A 16,784-nucleotide genomic window follows, 5' to 3' on the forward strand; every position below is an offset into this window, starting at 1 on the left:
GATGCATTTACCCTCATTATCTGCAGTAAAATATAATGAAAACCATAAAGAATTATATTTAAGATTAGTTTCTAAAAGTGGTATAAAAATGAAAGGACTGATTGCTGTTCAAAGAAAACTATTAGAATTAATTTACGTTGTTTACAAAAATAAACAAGGGTTTATTCAAAATTATGAGCAACAAAAAAGAGCAACTCTATTAGAAATAGAAACTGCCCTTTAGAAACTAGCTTAAAGCCGTTTTGAAAAACAAAAATAGAAAAAAATATAGGATTTTTGTTGTTTGCTAACACAGAATCTAACCATACACATCACGTTGGCAATAATTAAAAAAAACAAATGAAAAAAGCAATCCTATTAATTATAACATTAACATTTTTTAGTTGTCAAAAGGAGAGCTCAATAATTGGAAATTGGGAGTTAAATAGCGATTCTGAAATAATAAAATCTCGGATTGAAATATATACATCTGGAGAAGAAGTATTTGCTAAAAGAACACTACTTTCAGAAATAAATAAAGAATTTGGATGGTCTAAAAATGATATTTGTTGGAAAAACATAAAAAAATTAAATGACAGCACTTACTCGTGTATGAGGATTGCAAAACGATTAAACGATGGAGTTACTGAAGTTTTGGAAGTGGAATCTATTATAGACCTGAAAAACAATGATTTATTTACTATTAAAGCATTTTATACCGATAACAAACTAAATGATGAAGGAAAAATTCAAACATATTTAAGATTAGAATAAAGATATTAAATTCTTTGAAAAAAATTAGATGAAAATAAAAAGTAACAAAGAATATCTAGAATTAATTAATGGTCATCACGCCAATTTAAAAGAATCAATTTCTTTAATTGGATTTATAAAAAGTAGCAGGGAACAGCCCGAAGTTTCTGAAAAACTTCAGCATATTTTTACTTATTCAGATAGTAATATTAAGTATTTCAATTTTTTAACTTCGTCCTTTTTAGACTTACTTTGCACGTTAAAAGGATTATTTAATTCAAAATCAGATTGGGAGGATATATATTATGCTAAAACAGGATTTTTGACAATTTACGAAACAATAAATACATATCATTTTCATCAAAAAGATTTTAAAACATTTGTAGATAAAGACCATCCCGAATTATTAGATGATTACAAAAAACTAAATAGTTACCTAAAAAATTACAAAGCCAAATTTAAACACGAAACTGAAATTGCTTTAATACGTAATAAAACGGTCGGACATTTCGACAAAAATTTTATTGACTATTATGAATTGATTAAAAAGTTAGACAAAAACGAATCAATTATTGCAATCGAATCATTTATGAATTTTTTAAAACTATTAATGACTTTTGTGGATATAATGGCGGAGAAAATGGAACTTAAAACAGCAGTTGATTTGGCTGAATCAAAAAAAGCATATTACGACCGAAAAAAATAACTATTGCCAACACCGTATATAAGCTATGGCTTGGTCTGTGCCTATTTGGAAAATCTATGGATTTCCCAAAGTTAGTTTATATTTGGAGAGTTTCGTGCTAAAACACGCCACAGCTCATATACATCAACGTTGGCAACAATATGAAGAAAACCCTACTATTATTAACATTTTGTATTTTTGTAACAAGCTGTAGTCATAAAAGTTTGACCGAAACCGAAAAACTAACATCATTAGCCAAAGTTTGGGGTTTTCTAAAATATTATCATCCTCAAGTTGCAAACGGAAAATTTAATTGGGACGAAGAACTTTTTAAAATTTTACCAAAAGTTAAGAATGCAACAAACAAAGAACAACTTTCAAAAATCTATATAGATTGGATTGAAACTCTTGGAGAGATACAGAAATGCGAAAAATGTAACCTAAATTCAAATCTTGGAAATTTCTCTGCTAACTTTGACTTAAATTGGCTTGATGACAACAACCTCTTCACAGAAAAACTTTCAAAGAAGTTAAGATATATTCAAGCCAATAGACATCAAGGCAAAAAACAATACGTATCGTTAGCAAGTGCTGTTGGAAATATTGAAATTACAAATGAAGAATCCTATCCCTACGATTGGGAAAATGAAAATTTAAGACTTCTTACCCTATTTAGATATTGGAATATTATAGAATATTTTTATCCTTATAAATATCAAACCGATACAAAATGGAGTGCAGTTTTAAATCAAATAGTTTTAAAATTTCAAAATCCTAAAAGCGAAATGGATTTCAATTTGGCAATGTTAGAATTAATTGTTAGTGTTGAGGACAGCCACGCTCGTTTAGTTACTAAATCGACAAATAGTTTTTTTGGACTTAAAGGGATTCCTGCAAAATTTGAAATAATTGAAGAAAAAGCAATTGTCACAGAATTGTTTAACGATTCACTCGCTTTACTTAATGATTTGAAAATTGGAGACATCATAAATAAAGTAAATGGAAAAAGTATTCAGGAGGTTTACAACGAAAATGAAAGATATATTTCAGGTTCTAACGAAGCACGAAAAAAAATTAATGCTTATGCCGCCATTTTTAATGGTTCAACCGATTCTGTAAATATTGAAGTTTTAAGAAACAATAAAATTGTAAAAAAATCAGTTGGAAGATATCCTTTTACGGATTTTAAATACAATTGGGAGAAGTCTAACGAAAAATTTAAAACTCTCAAAGATAACATTGGTTATATCAATATGGGAGAAATCGAAATAGAAGATGTTCCAAAAATTATGGATTCGCTTGTAAATACTAAAGCCCTTGTAATGGATATTCGTAATTACCCTAATAGTACTCTATATTTGGTTTCAAGTTACATATCTTCAAAAACTAACGATTTTTACTCTGTAACTCGTCCAGTTTTAGATTATCCAGGAAAGTTTATTTGGCAAATTGGAAACCAATGCGGAAATAATAAAGAGTTAGAATATAAAGGAAAAGTAATTTTACTTGTGAACGGAAACACTGAAAGTCAGGCAGAATTTACCACAATGTGTTTGCAAACTGGAGATAATGTTGTAACAATTGGTAATCAAACTTCTGGAGCGGACGGAAATGTAAGTAGAATAGTAATGGTAGGAGGGTTTAAAACTGCGATAAGCGGTATTGGGATTTTCTACCCAGATGGAACAGTAACACAACGAAAAGGAGTAAAAATAGATGTTGAAGTCAACCCAACTCTTCAAGGAATACTTGATGGAAAAGATGAAGTTTTAGATAAAGCAATTGAATTTGCCAATGAATAAAAATACTGTTGCCAACACCGTGTATAAACCATTGCTGGGTCTGTGCTCATCTGGAAAATTCTTGGGAATTTTCCAGCGTAGTTTTGTACTTTTAATGATTCGTGTGTGAGACACGCAACGGTCCATACACAACAACGTTGGCAGTAATGTAAGCATAGACCATAAGAAAATTAAATGAAAAATTCCTTTGTAGCTTTTTTTGATGTTTTAGGATTCAAAAACTTGGTCGAAAAAAATTCTCACGAAGAATTAATGGATATTTACGATTTTGGATTATATGAGAGTATAAGTCAAGCGGAAAAAATGACCAATATGATTCTTGGAGCAATTACGCCTCAAAATGAAATGGAATCCTTAAAAATTAAAATTTACGTAATATCTGATAGTATAATTTTCATTCAAGAGAATTTAAGTCAAAGAGGGCTTTTATATATAATTTCATATTGCAGAATGTTAATTGGAGCAACTATGGCTGACGGAATTCCCATAAGAGGTGGACTTTCCTACGGACCAGTTTCTGTTGGAAATAAGCGCGGAACTACAGTAGTTGGAAAAGGATTAACGAACGCTTATAACATTGAATCAAAACAAAATTGGGCTGGAGGAATTATAGACCGAAAATGTTTTGACATTGTACCAAAAGAAAATCAAAATTTAGTCAATCATCTTTTAAATGATAAACAACATCCAATTATTAAAGAATATAATGTTCCGATGAGAGATGGAAGTTTTAGTAAAGAACTTGTGTTTGATTGGACAATTTACAATTTGATTAAAAACGAGGATGACGTAAAAAATTCATTTTTAAAACATAACAAAGAAGTAAATGATAGCATCCAAAACAAAATTGATAATACGGTCAAATTTTATAATTTAACAAAGAAAAAATAATAGTATAATAGAGGTTAATAAAATGGAAGAAATAACTAAAATTCAAAACAAATTAAGAATACCTGTTGAAAGTATAGTAACTTTTCCTGAATACGTTGAGATTATTTCTGGAAATCAAAATGTTGGTTCATTACCATACGTAACTGTCGCAAAAATAATAACATATGACACAAGTGAATCGGTTTTAAATACATTTAGATGGCATCATATCTATTCAGAAAATGCAGAGGAAATTGACTTATTAATTTATGAACTATTAGAACAAGAGGAAGATAGTCTTCAAATTACAATTGGAATTTTTAGAAAGCTTTACGTTAAAGATAGCGAAGGAAATTTAATATGTACTATAACTTGTTCATACAGTGATGGAAATTGGACAATTGAAAAATAAACACTACTGCCAACACCGGATATAAGCTATGGCTGGGTCTGTCCTCACTTGGAAAATCCTGCGGATTTCCCATAGCCAGTTTTTATTTGGAGAGGTTCGTGCTAAAACACGGCACAGCTCATATACATAAACGTTACCTGCAAGCTAAAAATAGAAATGCGAAAAATAATCGGAATTATATTATTACTGACTTTAACGAGTTGTTCTTACAACACGGATTTTTATATTTTCAACACAACGGAAAAACCAATTTTCGTGACATATGAATGTGGTCCGAATGGAGAAGTGTTTGTAACGAATCCAAGAATTGTGGAATTTGACTCGGATTTTGAAATACGTGAAATTAAAAAAGCTTACGAAATCGGAACTGAATCTAAAACTGATTCTGAAAACAAAATAATAACGTGTGAATTAAAAAGCGGACAAGCTTTGTGGATTGGAAATGATATAAATTTTTCACTCAACAACCCAAACGATGCGCTGATTATAAAAGAAAATCTGAATGAATTGAAAGTCGAACAAAACGGAGAAAAATTATTTCGCGTAGATGACAGATATGTAGTTGACTTTTTTGAGACGATTGACAGACATACTGTTGGAATAAAAGTAAAAAAAGCCAGCAGGTAACACCGTGTATAATTAATTGCTTTGGCAAGTGCTTATTTAGAAAATTCCTTCGGAATTTTCTCGGGTTCGTATTTGTTTACTAAATTAGTTGCTTAACCACGCAACTAACCATACACAAGACCGTTTCAAATAATATTAAGAAACCAATTTTAAAAAATCAAAAAAATTAATACAGTGGAATACCCATGAATTTATTCTGAAATAAAGCAGATTTTAAAATAAAATCATATCGGTCATTTAGACATGTATGATTTTCATTCGAAAAAGCAAGAACAAACGTAAATCTTAAAGGAATTAAGTTAAAAGATATTTCAATTTAAAAAGAGGTGAAATCAACCATTTTATTACTAAAACACAGTACATATGTAATCTTTCTGATTACATATGTACTCTTTCTGATTACACATGTAATCAGAAACACCAGTTCGATTTACTCTAATTAGAATATTTTCAACTAATTGATGGATAACATTTGTAATCAATAAGGGTTGTTAATTTAGACCAAAAAGTATTACATTGTGTACAAAGAGCAAATAATAGCTTATTCTAAAAAAGATGCCAAAAAGAAAAAAATCTCCTCGATACTTGCGCACAATTATCTATTACTTTAATTGCCTATGGTATCACGTTATATTTCCTTTAGGTGCTGAGGAGACTGATTTTCAAAAACAATTTAAAAAATCAAAAAAACTACCTAACTAAGGTTTCAACTAAACTTTTTAACTCATCCATATCTTCCAAGGGTATAAAGTCTCCAACTGTTTTATTCAAAAAGACACTATTAGCTATTTCAACTTTTTTCAACATTGGTAGAATATAATTTAAATAATGTCCGAAATAAACATGAACATCTGACTTATTTACAGCAAACTTATAGCCACTTTTACTCGACGACGAAACAATTATAATACCCTTAAATCTTAAATTCTTTATTATAATTCTTAAATTTTCTACAGAAACCTCTTTACCAGTATTATTTTTTATTGTATTAATAATTTCATAAGTTTGAGTATATCGAAATGGCATAACTTTCTGATACCACAACAAATACTCAATAACACTTTTAATAATTATATCATTTTCAATTTCAAAATTATCCAGAGCGTCATTTCTTACAATATTATAAATTTCTTGATCTATTTTTTTCTCTTCATTTACAACAAATAATTTAGAGTCTTCCCTATAAGGAAAGAATGAAATATTCCCTGTAACTGGCTGCAACTTATCAAAAATAGCTTCACTGTTATCAGTAATAAATGCTTTATTAAACACTCTACCATAAGAACCTGCTAAGACATCTGCTAATTGAATTAATGTTTCATCGGTATCATCAGATATATGATACTTTTGAAAAAAATTATCTTGATAATTTTGAGCGATATAATTTTTCAATTCTATTTCATATTTCTCATTAATCAAGTTATCCATATGGATTTCAAAATCAGAAAAATTATTATTTATTTGTGAAACAAATATTTTCTGAAAATACTTATAGAATACTTCTTTAAATCTCAATCCACCTTTCTCTTTATCCAATTTCTCTTTATCTATTACTAATAAATAGACAATGAATTTCAAATTATTAATTAAATAATCTAAGACTTCTAACCTAATTTGTTCATTCCTTAATATTTTAGAATTTGATTTTAGAACATTCCCTTTGAAGAATTTTTCACTTATTTCATCCCTAACTTTTTTAGCATTTTGAAGTTGAGATTCTTTAACTAATATTGCTGCATAAACAAAGTGAGTAATATTTTTGACATCATTACTTTTTAAAGTTGAAGTACCGAACTCATCACCATATACGTAAACCTTTTCATTCATAGTTTTAACCATTCTCTACTATTGTAATTTCCTCATTAGTTAGATCATATAGCTCATAAACCATAGCATCAATTTCTGCGTCTGTTTGATTTATTTGAGTTTGTAACTCATTTGCTTTTAGTTTCTCAGATAAAAAATAATCTTCCCAATCTGTTTCTTCAATTAAAGAAAGAAGTATTTTTTTCTTTTTAAGTTCCTTTATGAAATTTGTAAAATCCAATTCATACCAGTATTGCAATTTTTTTGGCAATAATTCCAACTCAAATTTACGATTTAATGTGCGCTGAAATTGAGCAGAAATATCATTTAAAACTGCACTTTGTTGAAGTATAAAGTCAACTTTAACTACAAAAGTGCTCTGAAGCTCTTTAGAAATATTTTTTATTGGTATTTTTTTCCAATCGTCTGGATAAAAATCAATTTTCCCTTTACTTTCATATTTTATAAAATATGCTATCATTTTTGAATTAATAATCGAAAGCAAGTACCTTAAATCAAACAATTTGGATTTTTCCTCTATTTCTTTTCTATCCTTATTAATATTTTTATAATATTTATTAATACTATTATTATTGACATCCTTCAAATCTATAGCTTTAATAGCCATTATTATTGTGTTATCACAATAATGACCTTTACCAGAAAAAGCTGCGATTCGTTTTTGTCTCGATAATAATAGTTTCTCTGGTGGGTATAATTCTGGAAAAGTAGGTCTAACAAGTCTATTCGGACTTCTTTCTGTATTCCATTCGAGATATAATTCTTTATTAATTATGTACCTATCAATATATTTGCCTTCTGTATATGCTTTTGAGTTTATATCATTAATATTTTCAGATAATAAATCAGTCTTCTTAAACTTATTAGGATCTTGCTTATCACTATTTAGACGCATCCCATAACTCACATAGCATATATCCTCTAATTTTGAAGTGTTCACTTCAGGAATTTCAAATTCTGCATTTTCTAATAAGTACTGACTATTCCCTTTTTCTTTTACAGTTTTTATTAAGTCATAATCAAAAATCGTAGGTGTATGAGTCACCCTTATTGATAGAACATTGGATTTTGTTTTTCGTATAAAAGGAATTTTACTTCTTACACCAACATTTTCAAATACATATACATCTGGAAAAAAATCTATTTGATATAGAAAATAATTTTCCTCAATTAAATCTACTAACTTCGATGCATAATCCGCTTTACCAATTGTATCGGGAATAATCATCGCATTTATACCGTGATGTTTTAAGATATTTAAACTTTTTTCGATAAAAGGAATGTATAGGTCCCACATCTTATATGCAGAGATATAATTAGACTCAATAAATTTCCTTCCTTTGACATCTTCATTATCTCTTGCCTTAACATAAGGTGGATTCCCAATCACAACATCAAAACCATCTTTTGCAAATACTTTAGGAAATTGTTCTTGCCAATTAAAAGCTTTATCTCCTGCAACTGCTTTACTGTCTATTAAAGAGTTACCACATTTAATATTAGAGCTTAAATCGTTTAATTTACGTCTTGGTTGTGCGGTGCGTAACCAAAGGGATAGTTTTGCGATTTCTATAGATTCTTCGTTTAAATCTACACCATAAATATTGTTTTCCAAAATTGTATTTTCTATATCTGGAAACTGTAAACCACCACCTAATACTTTTGTTTTAAGCTCGTCTATATAGGTGTGTTCTTTTATCAAAAAGTCTAATGCTTGGTTTAAAAACGCACCTGAACCACATGCTGGGTCACATATAGTCAAATGTAATAACCAATCTCTGTAGGTGTCAAGTATTGTTACTAATTTCTCAATAGTGGTTTTATTTCTGTTTTTTCTGCCTTTAAAATACTCTTCTTCTTTAAAGCCTAATTCTGTTTTCTTTTCTTCACAGAGTTTACCAATTGTATTTTCAACAATATATTTAGTTATGTATTTGGGCGTATAGAACACACCATCTTTTTTACGTTTTGATTTTTGCTTATCAAAATCACCACCCTCAATTTCAGCATTTACACTTTCAATTTCATTTAAAGAATTTTCAAAAATATGTCCTAAAATATTTACATCTACTTGACTTTCGAAATCATATCCTGCTAACTGTTTTGTGTATTTATATAGTAACTCGTTATCAATTACTAAATTATCTAATAGATTATCTTTTTTAAATAAACCTCCATTGTAGGCATATATTTCGGCTCTTTTACCAACACCTGCTCTACCTTGGTCTAAAAACTTAAAGTATTGCTTAAAGAGGTTATAAAGCGGTCTATCGTCTCCAAATTCTATATCTGCTTTCCATTTATCTAATATTTGTTGCGTACTGTTTGGTGGTAATAAACCTCTATCTTCTGCGAAGAAGATAAATAGAAACCTATCTATTAATTTTTGAGATTTTTTAAAGAGGGTTAGTTTTACGTTTTTTTCTAAACGAACTAATTCGGCTTTTTGTTCTTCTGTTTGTTCTTCTTGATACTTTTCGCCTGGGCTCGAGGAGACATTTCCGTTTTTTAAACCTTTTGCATTACGCTTTACTAAGTCTCTATAAAGCTCTCTTTTAAATAGTGAATAATCTTTATAGAATTGCTTTGTGATTTGTTCTTCTACTACAATAGATGCCTCCTTAATTTGTAAAGGAATGTTATTTATAACATTATCTTTTTGTAAGCATAAATACAATAATTCAAAACGTTCTTGTGGTAATTCAAATAAATTAAACTCTTCAAACTCGGTAGCATCATTAATGTAAAAACGGAGCTTTTCAAAGTTTGATGTTATCACATAAATGCATCCTTTTTGGTTTGCTTTATAATCGAATGCTTGTTTGCGTATACTTTCTAAGTCTTTTGTATTAGTTCCTTTTAGTTCAATTACGCCAATAGCCAAATCATTATCTAATATTGCTCCATCTGCTTTACGTGCGTTGTTTTGGTTTTTGTATTCTGCTACAAGATTAAAATCTGCTTTTGGTTTTAATGTGTAATCTAAAACATTAACGAATAGCTCTGTCAGAAATATACCTTGATATTCTTCCTCTTTAGAACTACGTATATTTTCTTGTATGGTAGGGTTCAAAAAGTATTTAGTATACTTTCTGTATGCTTTATCTAATTTATCTTGATCTTGTAATTTAAGATGCTTTTTTAATACAGATACTTGGTATAATGACATTTAATCTTTGATAGTTTGAATGAACTTATAAAAATATAAATCTTTTTCTCTTATTAGATAATCATTTCCGATTAATTGAAATACTTTCTATTTTTACATCCCAAACAATCCCATTTTAAATTGAAATCAAACCTAACCTACGCAGTTCACAATGACAAACTTGTTCACATAAGCAAAGTTATATCAGGTTTAGCTTGCAACTGTAAATGCCCAAACCCAAATTGTAATGGAAAACTGATTGCACGCAAAGGAAATATAAAATCACACCACTTTGCTCACTACAATATGGAGGATTGTGGTGGAGCATTAGAGTCGGCTCTACATTTGTTAGCTAAAGAAATAATTTCTGAAGAAAAGGTGTTTAAAATCCCTGAACTTTACTACTACAATAAGAAAAGAAAAATAGGGAAAGTATTCTTTGAAGCTTTAGTAATTGAAGTTGATAATGTCGAATTAGAAGTTTTACAGGATGATTTTAAGCCTGACATAGTGCTTCAATGCAGAAAAACCAAACTATTCGTTGAAATCGCAGTTACTCACTTTGTTGACGAAAAAAAATTAAAAAAAATAGAAAATTTAGGAATTTCATTAATTGAAATTGATTTATCCGAATTCAAATTGATAGACAACATTACAAAAAACATCCTTAGAGATATCCTTATAAATAAGACAGAATATAAGCGTTGGATTTACAATAGTAAAGAGGCATTATTAGCTGAAAAATTTCTTGAGGAGTACGATCTAAATCAAAAAATAAAGAATCGAATTAAAGAAGAAAAACTGAAGGAAAAACTTAAAAAAGAGAGATTATTGACTAAAATTCAAGATGAAAATGACAAAAAAGAAAAGTCGTATCTGAATAATCAGAAAAATACAGGTAATAGATTACTAAGTTTCTATTATTCTGAAATAGTTTGCTGCCCATTAAGACTTCAAAAATACTCAAAAACCATAAAGGCACGACATACTATTTTTAATAAAATTAAAAGTGGTCAATATTGGGATGGTATTAATCGCAAAACAAAAGGAAAAGCTGATTATGTTTGCTTTGATGATGAAAAATTCTTCTTTTCACCGTCAATCCATAAACAAGAAAAACAAGGAGTAACCAAGATAAAAGAATATCAAAAAATTTGGGCAATTTTAAATAGTCTTCAAAAGAAGTCTAAAGTAAATATTGATATATGTCGACAATGTGCTTACAATATCCATGTCTTAGACAATAGCAAAGTTGTTGTATGTAAATACACCAAGGAGTGATTTTAAAAATAATTAGTCAATTCAACAGCCAAATCCTTATTACTCTTACCAATATAATTTAAAAACATAGCTTCAGTACTATGACCTGTAACGTTTATTAGTAAGGTCGTTGGTATAGTTCCATAAAAATTAGTTGCAAAAGAACGTCTACCTATATGACTTGTCACAAGATCATGCTTAGGATATAAACCTGCAACAGTTCTCATTTTTGATTTCTTTTCATTATTGGAAATATTCATTTGAATCTTTCCTTTAATAACTTCATTAATTTTTGCCATTTCACAAACCTTCTTTATATAGTCATTATATCGCTGGTCAGAAATTCTTCTTGGAAACTCACCATTAAGTCGATCTAATACTTCTGACACTTTTGGATGTAATGGAACAGTCATTAATTTATTAGTTTTAACCTGTCTAAACTCTAAGTATTTATTTCCATTTTCTACCCTAATCATTTCTTTAGTGAATCTCATAAAATCTGAAACTCTTTGACCTGTAAAACAACTAATAATTAACCAATCCTTAGCATTAATCAAATAATCATGCTCGTAGTCTTTATTATCAATTATCTCTAACTCATCAAAGGTTAAATAAATTTTATCTACTACTTCTCGTTTTAATTTGAGGTAATCTAATTCAGGACTTGTCATAACACCCTTACTTTTTGCATACTTACAAAAAGTTTTGATAATTACTAATTCCCTATGCATTGTATTTTGCGAGTAATTCTCTTTTTTATAATAGTTTACAAAATGATTTTTAAAATCTTCATTTATATCTTTTATCAAAATCTGATTACCCAAATAATTTTGAAATCTTAACATCTTATTCTTAACTACATAATATTTCCTAATTGAAGCTGGCTTGTTTTCACCCTCCTTAGATTTAATGTAACATTCTATAACCCCGTTTAAATCATTAGGCACATTTTGAATTGTTTCAATTGGGTTATAAAAATTATAAATTTGATGCTTTAACCAAGTATTGGTTAAAACCTCTTTATCAAACGTATTATTAAAGACTCCAAGAATAAAATTTTTTATTTTATTTAAATCAGAATTAATTTGAGTTTGTTTATTCTGAACTTTTAAATCTTTACTTTTAGATTTATGATGTTTTTTCCAATATTTGCCTGAAACCTCATATTGAGTTTTCGCACTTAATACCATATCTTTAAATCCAGCTTCTGAATCTAAATCGGTCAGTCGATACAATAATCTAATATTTAAATTTGCGGTTTCTTTTTTAGAGCGATAAAGGAAGTTAACGGTAGCCATTTCTGTATTATAATAATTTACAATACAAATATAGAATATAATTTAAAAATGTACGATAGTTGTACGGTAAATTCAAAACTAATCCAATCACCTCGAATCGGCACTAATATTAAAAAACCATTATAAACCTTACTATTATTGAAATACATAAACAAACCTACTAAAACATAGACGAAGCAAGCACACCTGTTTGAATGTATTGTGTTCTCTCCGACTCCACAAACCCTCATAATCAATAGATTACGAGGGTTTTTTATATTAAATCAACACTACTCTCCTCATTAGCCCTTATTTATAAAATAAACATAACGTTTCATATATGAAACAAAAAATGGTATATTTGTATCTTATATGATACATTATGCCTAAAAAGAAAACTATATTACTACCTAAAGCAGAGAAAATTCTTTCTCAATTAGGAGAGAATATCCGCCTAGCGCGATTACGAAGAAAGTTAAGCGCAGAGCAGGTTGCTGAAAGAGCAAACATTGGTAGGTCTACACTTTGGAAAATTGAAGAAGGTAAAGGATCTGTATCTATGGGCAATTACTTGCAAACCTTATTAGTTTTAGGTTTAGAAAAAGATCTTTTAACAGTAGCAAATGATGATACTTTAGGGCGTAAAATTCAAGATGCTGATTTAACAGTTAAAGAACGAGCTCCAAAGAAAAACAATAAATAATGAGTGCTGAAAGAAAAAAAATATTAGTGTATGCTCATTGGGTAGGTTTTAATGAGCCTACCCTAATGGGAATGTTATATGCTTCTCTCAACAAAGGAAAAGAGCTATTCTCATTTGAGTATAATTCAGAATGGCTAAAACTTAAAGAAGCTACAGCTATCGATCCAGATTTACAACTATTTTCAGGACCACAATATTTGAATGAAGACAAGTCCAATTTCGGTATTTTTCTGGACTCCTCTCCAGATCGTTGGGGAAGATTATTAATGAGAAGAAAAGAAGCCGCAATAGCTAGAAAAGAAGAGCGTAAACCACGCACCCTTTTTGAGTCTGATTATGTTCTTGGTGTTTTTGATGCAAATAGAATGGGTGCACTACGTTTTAAAACTGCTGCAGATGGTCCATTTCTAGACAACAATGCACAAATGTCAGCTCCTCCGTGGACAGCTTTAAGAGATTTAGAATATGCAAGTTTACAATTAGAACGAGATGATGCACCAGATGATCCAGAGTATTTACAATGGTTAAATATGTTAATGGCTCCTGGTTCTTCTTTAGGTGGCGCAAGGCCTAAAGCAAATGTTCAAGATACAGACGGCTCTTTATGGATTGCAAAGTTCCCAAGCGGTAACGACGATAAAGATATTGGTGCTTGGGAACAGCTTATTTATGAAATGGCTATTCAATGTGGAATTGATATGGCAGCGTCAAGAATACAGAAGTTTTCACACCATCAACATACCTTCATTACCAAACGTTTTGATAGAACTGCAGACGGACAACGCATTCACTTCGCATCGGCTATGACTTTATTGGGTTATACTGATGGTGTAGACCATCAAGATGATGTAAGCTATTTAGACCTTGTAGAGTTCTTGATGCAAAATGGTGCAAACATAGATGAAGATTTAGTAAAGTTATGGACACGTGTAGTGTTCAATATTTGTGTTTCTAACACAGATGATCATTTGCGTAATCACGGATTTATATTATCTGAAGGCGGTTGGACACTTTCTCCTGCCTATGATATAAACCCAATAGAAGGTGGTAATGGACTTAAATTGAATATAGACAGCGAGGATAACTCTCAAAATTTAGAACTAGCATTATCGGTTGCTCCTTACTTTAGATTAGACCCAAAAGAAGCTCAATTAATTATTGACCAAATCCTTGAGGTAGTTTCCAACTGGCAAATCCTTGCTAAAAAAATGAGGATTTCCAGAGCAGAAATAGAAAGAATGGGTGGTTGTTTCAAATTATAAATTAATAGTCTTAGAGGTTATTAACTCAATATCTTCATTCAAAAAGTTCGAACTCTGTCGCTCGACCTCCACAATTAACCCTGTAAATAATACATTTACAGGGTTTTATGTTTTTAGGTGACAACTAAGGTGACAAATTAATTGTTAATAAATACTTTCAATTTTTAAATTCTATAATTTAATATACGAACATATGAAAGATTTAAAACTTGAAGACCTACCCAAAGCCACTGAAACAATTTTTGAAAAGCTGATCTCCTTAGAAAAAATAAACGAACTCAATCACTATTTTCAGTCTCAAAAACCTGAAGCACTATTAACCAGAAAAGAAACCGCTGAATATCTTAAAATCGACTCCTCAACTCTATGGAGTTGGACTAAGAAAGGAAAAATTAAATGCTATGGCATTAGCAATCGCAGATATTACAAGAGAAGTGATATTGAAGACGCATTAGTACTTTTAAAACAATAAATTCTTTTTTTAAGCCTCAACTGAATGTGACAGGATTTTTAACCCAGCTTCTTTATTCGAAATAATAATGTACTTTCTTTTATCAGGTTTTCTTTAGGCTCGTACTATGTTAACTTTCCGTGAATGGTCTCACAGCAATTTATAGGATGCTTTGCACTATGCTTATTGTTTTGAGTTCGTTCTTTATTTCTCAATAATAACTTCATTATCTTTATCGTAACTGTAGTTTACAATCTTTCCACTAATTATTAGAGTAATGGATTGCTCTACAGCTTCTAATGGAACAATAAACCATTCTCTTGGTGTATGTCTGATTCCTTTCTTATCAAAGACATCTACTTCCAAACAAGAATTACCAAAAAATTGATGAATTAATTGTTCAAACTTCTGCGCATTCATGTTATAACAACTCCAAGAAGATTCAATTTTAACGGGAGCCATTAAATAAGTAGGTTCATTTTCAGCATTCATAATTCGTTCCTGAACACTTGTTGAGGAATAACCTATTTTATAAAGATTAGTTATTGAGGAAATTTCCTCTTTTTTACTTTTAGACTTTAAAACATAAATATGCCCTGTTTCTTTATCTTCTTCTGTTATACCGTTAAATGTTTCAGTAAATTCCTTATTGACACTATCTATATTCTGTGTTACTACTTTTCCGTTTTTATAAAGGTTTTTTTCTACAGAACGTTTTAAAATATTTGATTCTGTACCGTTTTCAAAAATGCATCTGGTTCTCCCGTCTTTTCTAACTCTCGTTCCGTCATCTTTATAGTGGTCCTCTTTCTCATAAGTTATACTTTCTAATAAAAACAGAACTCCATTATGAACATAATAGGTTCCCTCCCTAAGATTAGGTTCTTTAAAGTCAACTAATTTTCGTTTACCAAGTGCTAAATCGTTCTGAACTTCTTTAAAAAGATGTTCGTATTTATCAAAGTCTTTACATTTAACCCTTTTCCCAACAAAATCAGCCTTTGCTCTGTCAAAGTCTTTAGGAGTGTGCTTAAAATCAAAAATACCTTCTGAATCATCTCCTAAAATATCTAAAGAATCATCTCCAAAAATATCATTAATGGAGTTAATTTCTTTCTTTACCGTATTTAATAGTTCATACTTATCTTGAGGTTCTAATGCCAACATCTTTTTATCATTATCTCTCAAACCCTTTAATGTAGAATATAATTTATATTCAGAAATATTAGTTGGGTCTGGCTTGGGTTCTAGATCATTATTTTCAATAAAATTATTAATTTCATCAAAGGAAGCAGCCAACCTTTCATCAGAAGTTCGTGCAGCTGACTTCTTAGGCTTAACAATAAGCAACCCCAAAGGGTCATTCTCAAATATCTCTTTTAATATGTCTTTCTAAGTTCAAGTTATAAGTGCAACACGAATATTTAAAATAGATGGGGCTAGCCCCATCTATTTTAGGCTCAATATTTATATTCGTTTTGAATGAAACATTATAAACAATTGACCTTGTCACAAAGGTATCAAATCTCTGCATTATTAGAGACAGGAATTACTATTACACAAATAGCAATAATTATTGGTGTCAATAAAAGTACAGTATCAAGAGAGTTAAAAAGAAACACGCCAAGTAGAGGAAGTACAGCTGGTAGTTATATTCCAGAACACGCTCAACAGAAGGCAATTAATAGACATTGTTTGAAACCCAAGCCTATAATCTTAACTGATGAG

General features: G+C 29.8%; 15 protein-coding genes and 1 pseudogene. 12 read left to right on the top strand and 4 right to left on the bottom strand.

The genetic code is table 11. The features are described from left to right. The 7 genes and pseudogenes from H593_RS21040 to H593_RS0114730 form a co-directional block, all read left to right on the top strand. Positions 1-223 (top strand): annotated as a pseudogene (locus tag H593_RS21040) (hypothetical protein); the annotation flags it as partial. Between the two features lie 116 nt (positions 224-339). Then, on the top strand, positions 340-753 hold the full coding sequence (locus H593_RS0114705) for a hypothetical protein (protein WP_028873132.1): 414 nt from the start codon (positions 340-342) through the stop codon (positions 751-753). A 28-nt stretch (positions 754-781) separates the two neighbouring features. Beyond that, on the top strand, positions 782-1,438 hold the full coding sequence (locus tag H593_RS0114710) for a hypothetical protein (RefSeq protein ID WP_028873133.1): 657 nt from the start codon (positions 782-784) through the stop codon (positions 1,436-1,438). Between the two features lie 140 nt (positions 1,439-1,578). Next, positions 1,579-3,219 (top strand): S41 family peptidase, encoded by a 1,641-nt coding sequence (locus H593_RS0114715; protein WP_028873134.1) that lies wholly within the window; start codon positions 1,579-1,581, stop codon positions 3,217-3,219. Between the two features lie 174 nt (positions 3,220-3,393). After that, positions 3,394-4,110 (top strand): hypothetical protein, encoded by a 717-nt coding sequence (locus tag H593_RS0114720; protein ID WP_028873135.1) that lies wholly within the window; start codon positions 3,394-3,396, stop codon positions 4,108-4,110. Positions 4,111-4,132: 22 nt separating this feature from the next. Then, the gene (locus H593_RS0114725; RefSeq protein ID WP_028873136.1) at positions 4,133-4,501 is read left to right on the top strand and encodes a hypothetical protein; all 369 of its coding nucleotides are present in this window, start codon (positions 4,133-4,135) and stop codon (positions 4,499-4,501) included. Between the two features lie 156 nt (positions 4,502-4,657). Next, positions 4,658-5,128 (top strand): hypothetical protein, encoded by a 471-nt coding sequence (locus H593_RS0114730; RefSeq protein WP_157588874.1) that lies wholly within the window; start codon positions 4,658-4,660, stop codon positions 5,126-5,128. Positions 5,129-5,818: 690 nt separating this feature from the next. Here the strand turns inward: H593_RS0114730 and H593_RS0114735 are convergent. Further along, the gene (locus H593_RS0114735) at positions 5,819-6,955 is read right to left on the bottom strand and encodes a DUF3800 domain-containing protein (protein WP_169338375.1); all 1,137 of its coding nucleotides are present in this window, start codon (positions 6,953-6,955) and stop codon (positions 5,819-5,821) included. A gap of 4 nt (positions 6,956-6,959) precedes the next feature. Beyond that, complete coding sequence (locus tag H593_RS0114740) at positions 6,960-10,124, bottom strand: Eco57I restriction-modification methylase domain-containing protein (RefSeq protein WP_028873139.1); 3,165 nt, start codon at positions 10,122-10,124, stop codon at positions 6,960-6,962. 120 nt (positions 10,125-10,244) lie between these two features. Between H593_RS0114740 and H593_RS0114745 the strand changes: the two genes are divergently transcribed. Then, positions 10,245-11,384 carry a competence protein CoiA family protein gene (locus H593_RS0114745; RefSeq protein WP_169338376.1) on the top strand — a complete coding sequence of 380 codons (1,140 nt, stop codon included), beginning with the start codon at positions 10,245-10,247 and terminating at the stop codon, positions 11,382-11,384. Between the two features lie 2 nt (positions 11,385-11,386). Here H593_RS0114745 and H593_RS0114750 read toward each other — a convergent pair whose 3' ends face one another. Further along, complete coding sequence (locus H593_RS0114750) at positions 11,387-12,661, bottom strand: tyrosine-type recombinase/integrase (RefSeq protein WP_028873141.1); 1,275 nt, start codon at positions 12,659-12,661, stop codon at positions 11,387-11,389. A gap of 361 nt (positions 12,662-13,022) precedes the next feature. Here H593_RS0114750 and H593_RS0114755 point away from each other — a divergent pair, with 361 nt between their 5' ends. The 3 genes from H593_RS0114755 (at position 13,023) to H593_RS0114765 (ending at position 15,077) form a co-directional block, all read left to right on the top strand. Further along, a complete protein-coding gene (locus H593_RS0114755) occupies positions 13,023-13,343 on the top strand; it encodes a helix-turn-helix domain-containing protein (protein ID WP_028873142.1) in 321 nt (106 codons plus the stop codon). After that, positions 13,343-14,605, top strand: coding sequence for a type II toxin-antitoxin system HipA family toxin (locus H593_RS0114760; protein WP_028873143.1), 1,263 nt, complete (start codon positions 13,343-13,345; stop codon positions 14,603-14,605). Before H593_RS0114755 ends, H593_RS0114760 begins: the two co-directional genes overlap by 1 nt. A gap of 193 nt (positions 14,606-14,798) precedes the next feature. Then, a complete protein-coding gene (locus tag H593_RS0114765) occupies positions 14,799-15,077 on the top strand; it encodes a helix-turn-helix domain-containing protein (RefSeq protein WP_028873144.1) in 279 nt (92 codons plus the stop codon). A 183-nt stretch (positions 15,078-15,260) separates the two neighbouring features. Here H593_RS0114765 and H593_RS0114770 read toward each other — a convergent pair whose 3' ends face one another. After that, positions 15,261-16,412, bottom strand: a complete 1,152-nt coding sequence (locus tag H593_RS0114770) for a GIY-YIG nuclease family protein (protein ID WP_245585065.1) — start codon at positions 16,410-16,412, stop codon at positions 15,261-15,263. Between the two features lie 126 nt (positions 16,413-16,538). Between H593_RS0114770 and H593_RS19410 the strand changes: the two genes are divergently transcribed. Then, positions 16,539-16,784 (top strand): helix-turn-helix domain-containing protein (locus tag H593_RS19410; protein ID WP_037052433.1); only part of this gene is annotated, 246 nt, incomplete at its 3' end.

Source organism: Psychroserpens burtonensis DSM 12212 (assembly GCF_000425305.1).
GTDB classification, from domain to species: domain Bacteria; phylum Bacteroidota; class Bacteroidia; order Flavobacteriales; family Flavobacteriaceae; genus Psychroserpens; species Psychroserpens burtonensis.

Excerpts from the sequence above, each read along its gene's own strand:
- H593_RS0114760 (WP_028873143.1), top strand. The coding sequence starts at position 13,343 with ATGAGTGCTGAAAGAAAAAAAATATTAGTGTATGCTCATTGGGTAGGT.
- H593_RS0114705 (WP_028873132.1), top strand. The coding sequence starts at position 340 with ATGAAAAAAGCAATCCTATTAATTATAACATTAACATTTTTTAGTTGT.
- H593_RS0114740 (WP_028873139.1), bottom strand. The coding sequence starts at position 10,124 with ATGTCATTATACCAAGTATCTGTATTAAAAAAGCATCTTAAATTACAA.
- H593_RS0114755 (WP_028873142.1), top strand. The coding sequence starts at position 13,023 with ATGCCTAAAAAGAAAACTATATTACTACCTAAAGCAGAGAAAATTCTT.
- H593_RS0114725 (WP_028873136.1), top strand. The coding sequence starts at position 4,133 with ATGGAAGAAATAACTAAAATTCAAAACAAATTAAGAATACCTGTTGAA.
- H593_RS0114715 (WP_028873134.1), top strand. The coding sequence starts at position 1,579 with ATGAAGAAAACCCTACTATTATTAACATTTTGTATTTTTGTAACAAGC.
- H593_RS0114735 (WP_169338375.1), bottom strand. The coding sequence starts at position 6,955 with ATGAATGAAAAGGTTTACGTATATGGTGATGAGTTCGGTACTTCAACT.
- H593_RS0114730 (WP_157588874.1), top strand. The coding sequence starts at position 4,658 with ATGCGAAAAATAATCGGAATTATATTATTACTGACTTTAACGAGTTGT.
- H593_RS0114765 (WP_028873144.1), top strand. The coding sequence starts at position 14,799 with ATGAAAGATTTAAAACTTGAAGACCTACCCAAAGCCACTGAAACAATT.
- H593_RS0114750 (WP_028873141.1), bottom strand. The coding sequence starts at position 12,661 with ATGGCTACCGTTAACTTCCTTTATCGCTCTAAAAAAGAAACCGCAAAT.
- H593_RS0114710 (WP_028873133.1), top strand. The coding sequence starts at position 782 with ATGAAAATAAAAAGTAACAAAGAATATCTAGAATTAATTAATGGTCAT.
- H593_RS0114720 (WP_028873135.1), top strand. The coding sequence starts at position 3,394 with ATGAAAAATTCCTTTGTAGCTTTTTTTGATGTTTTAGGATTCAAAAAC.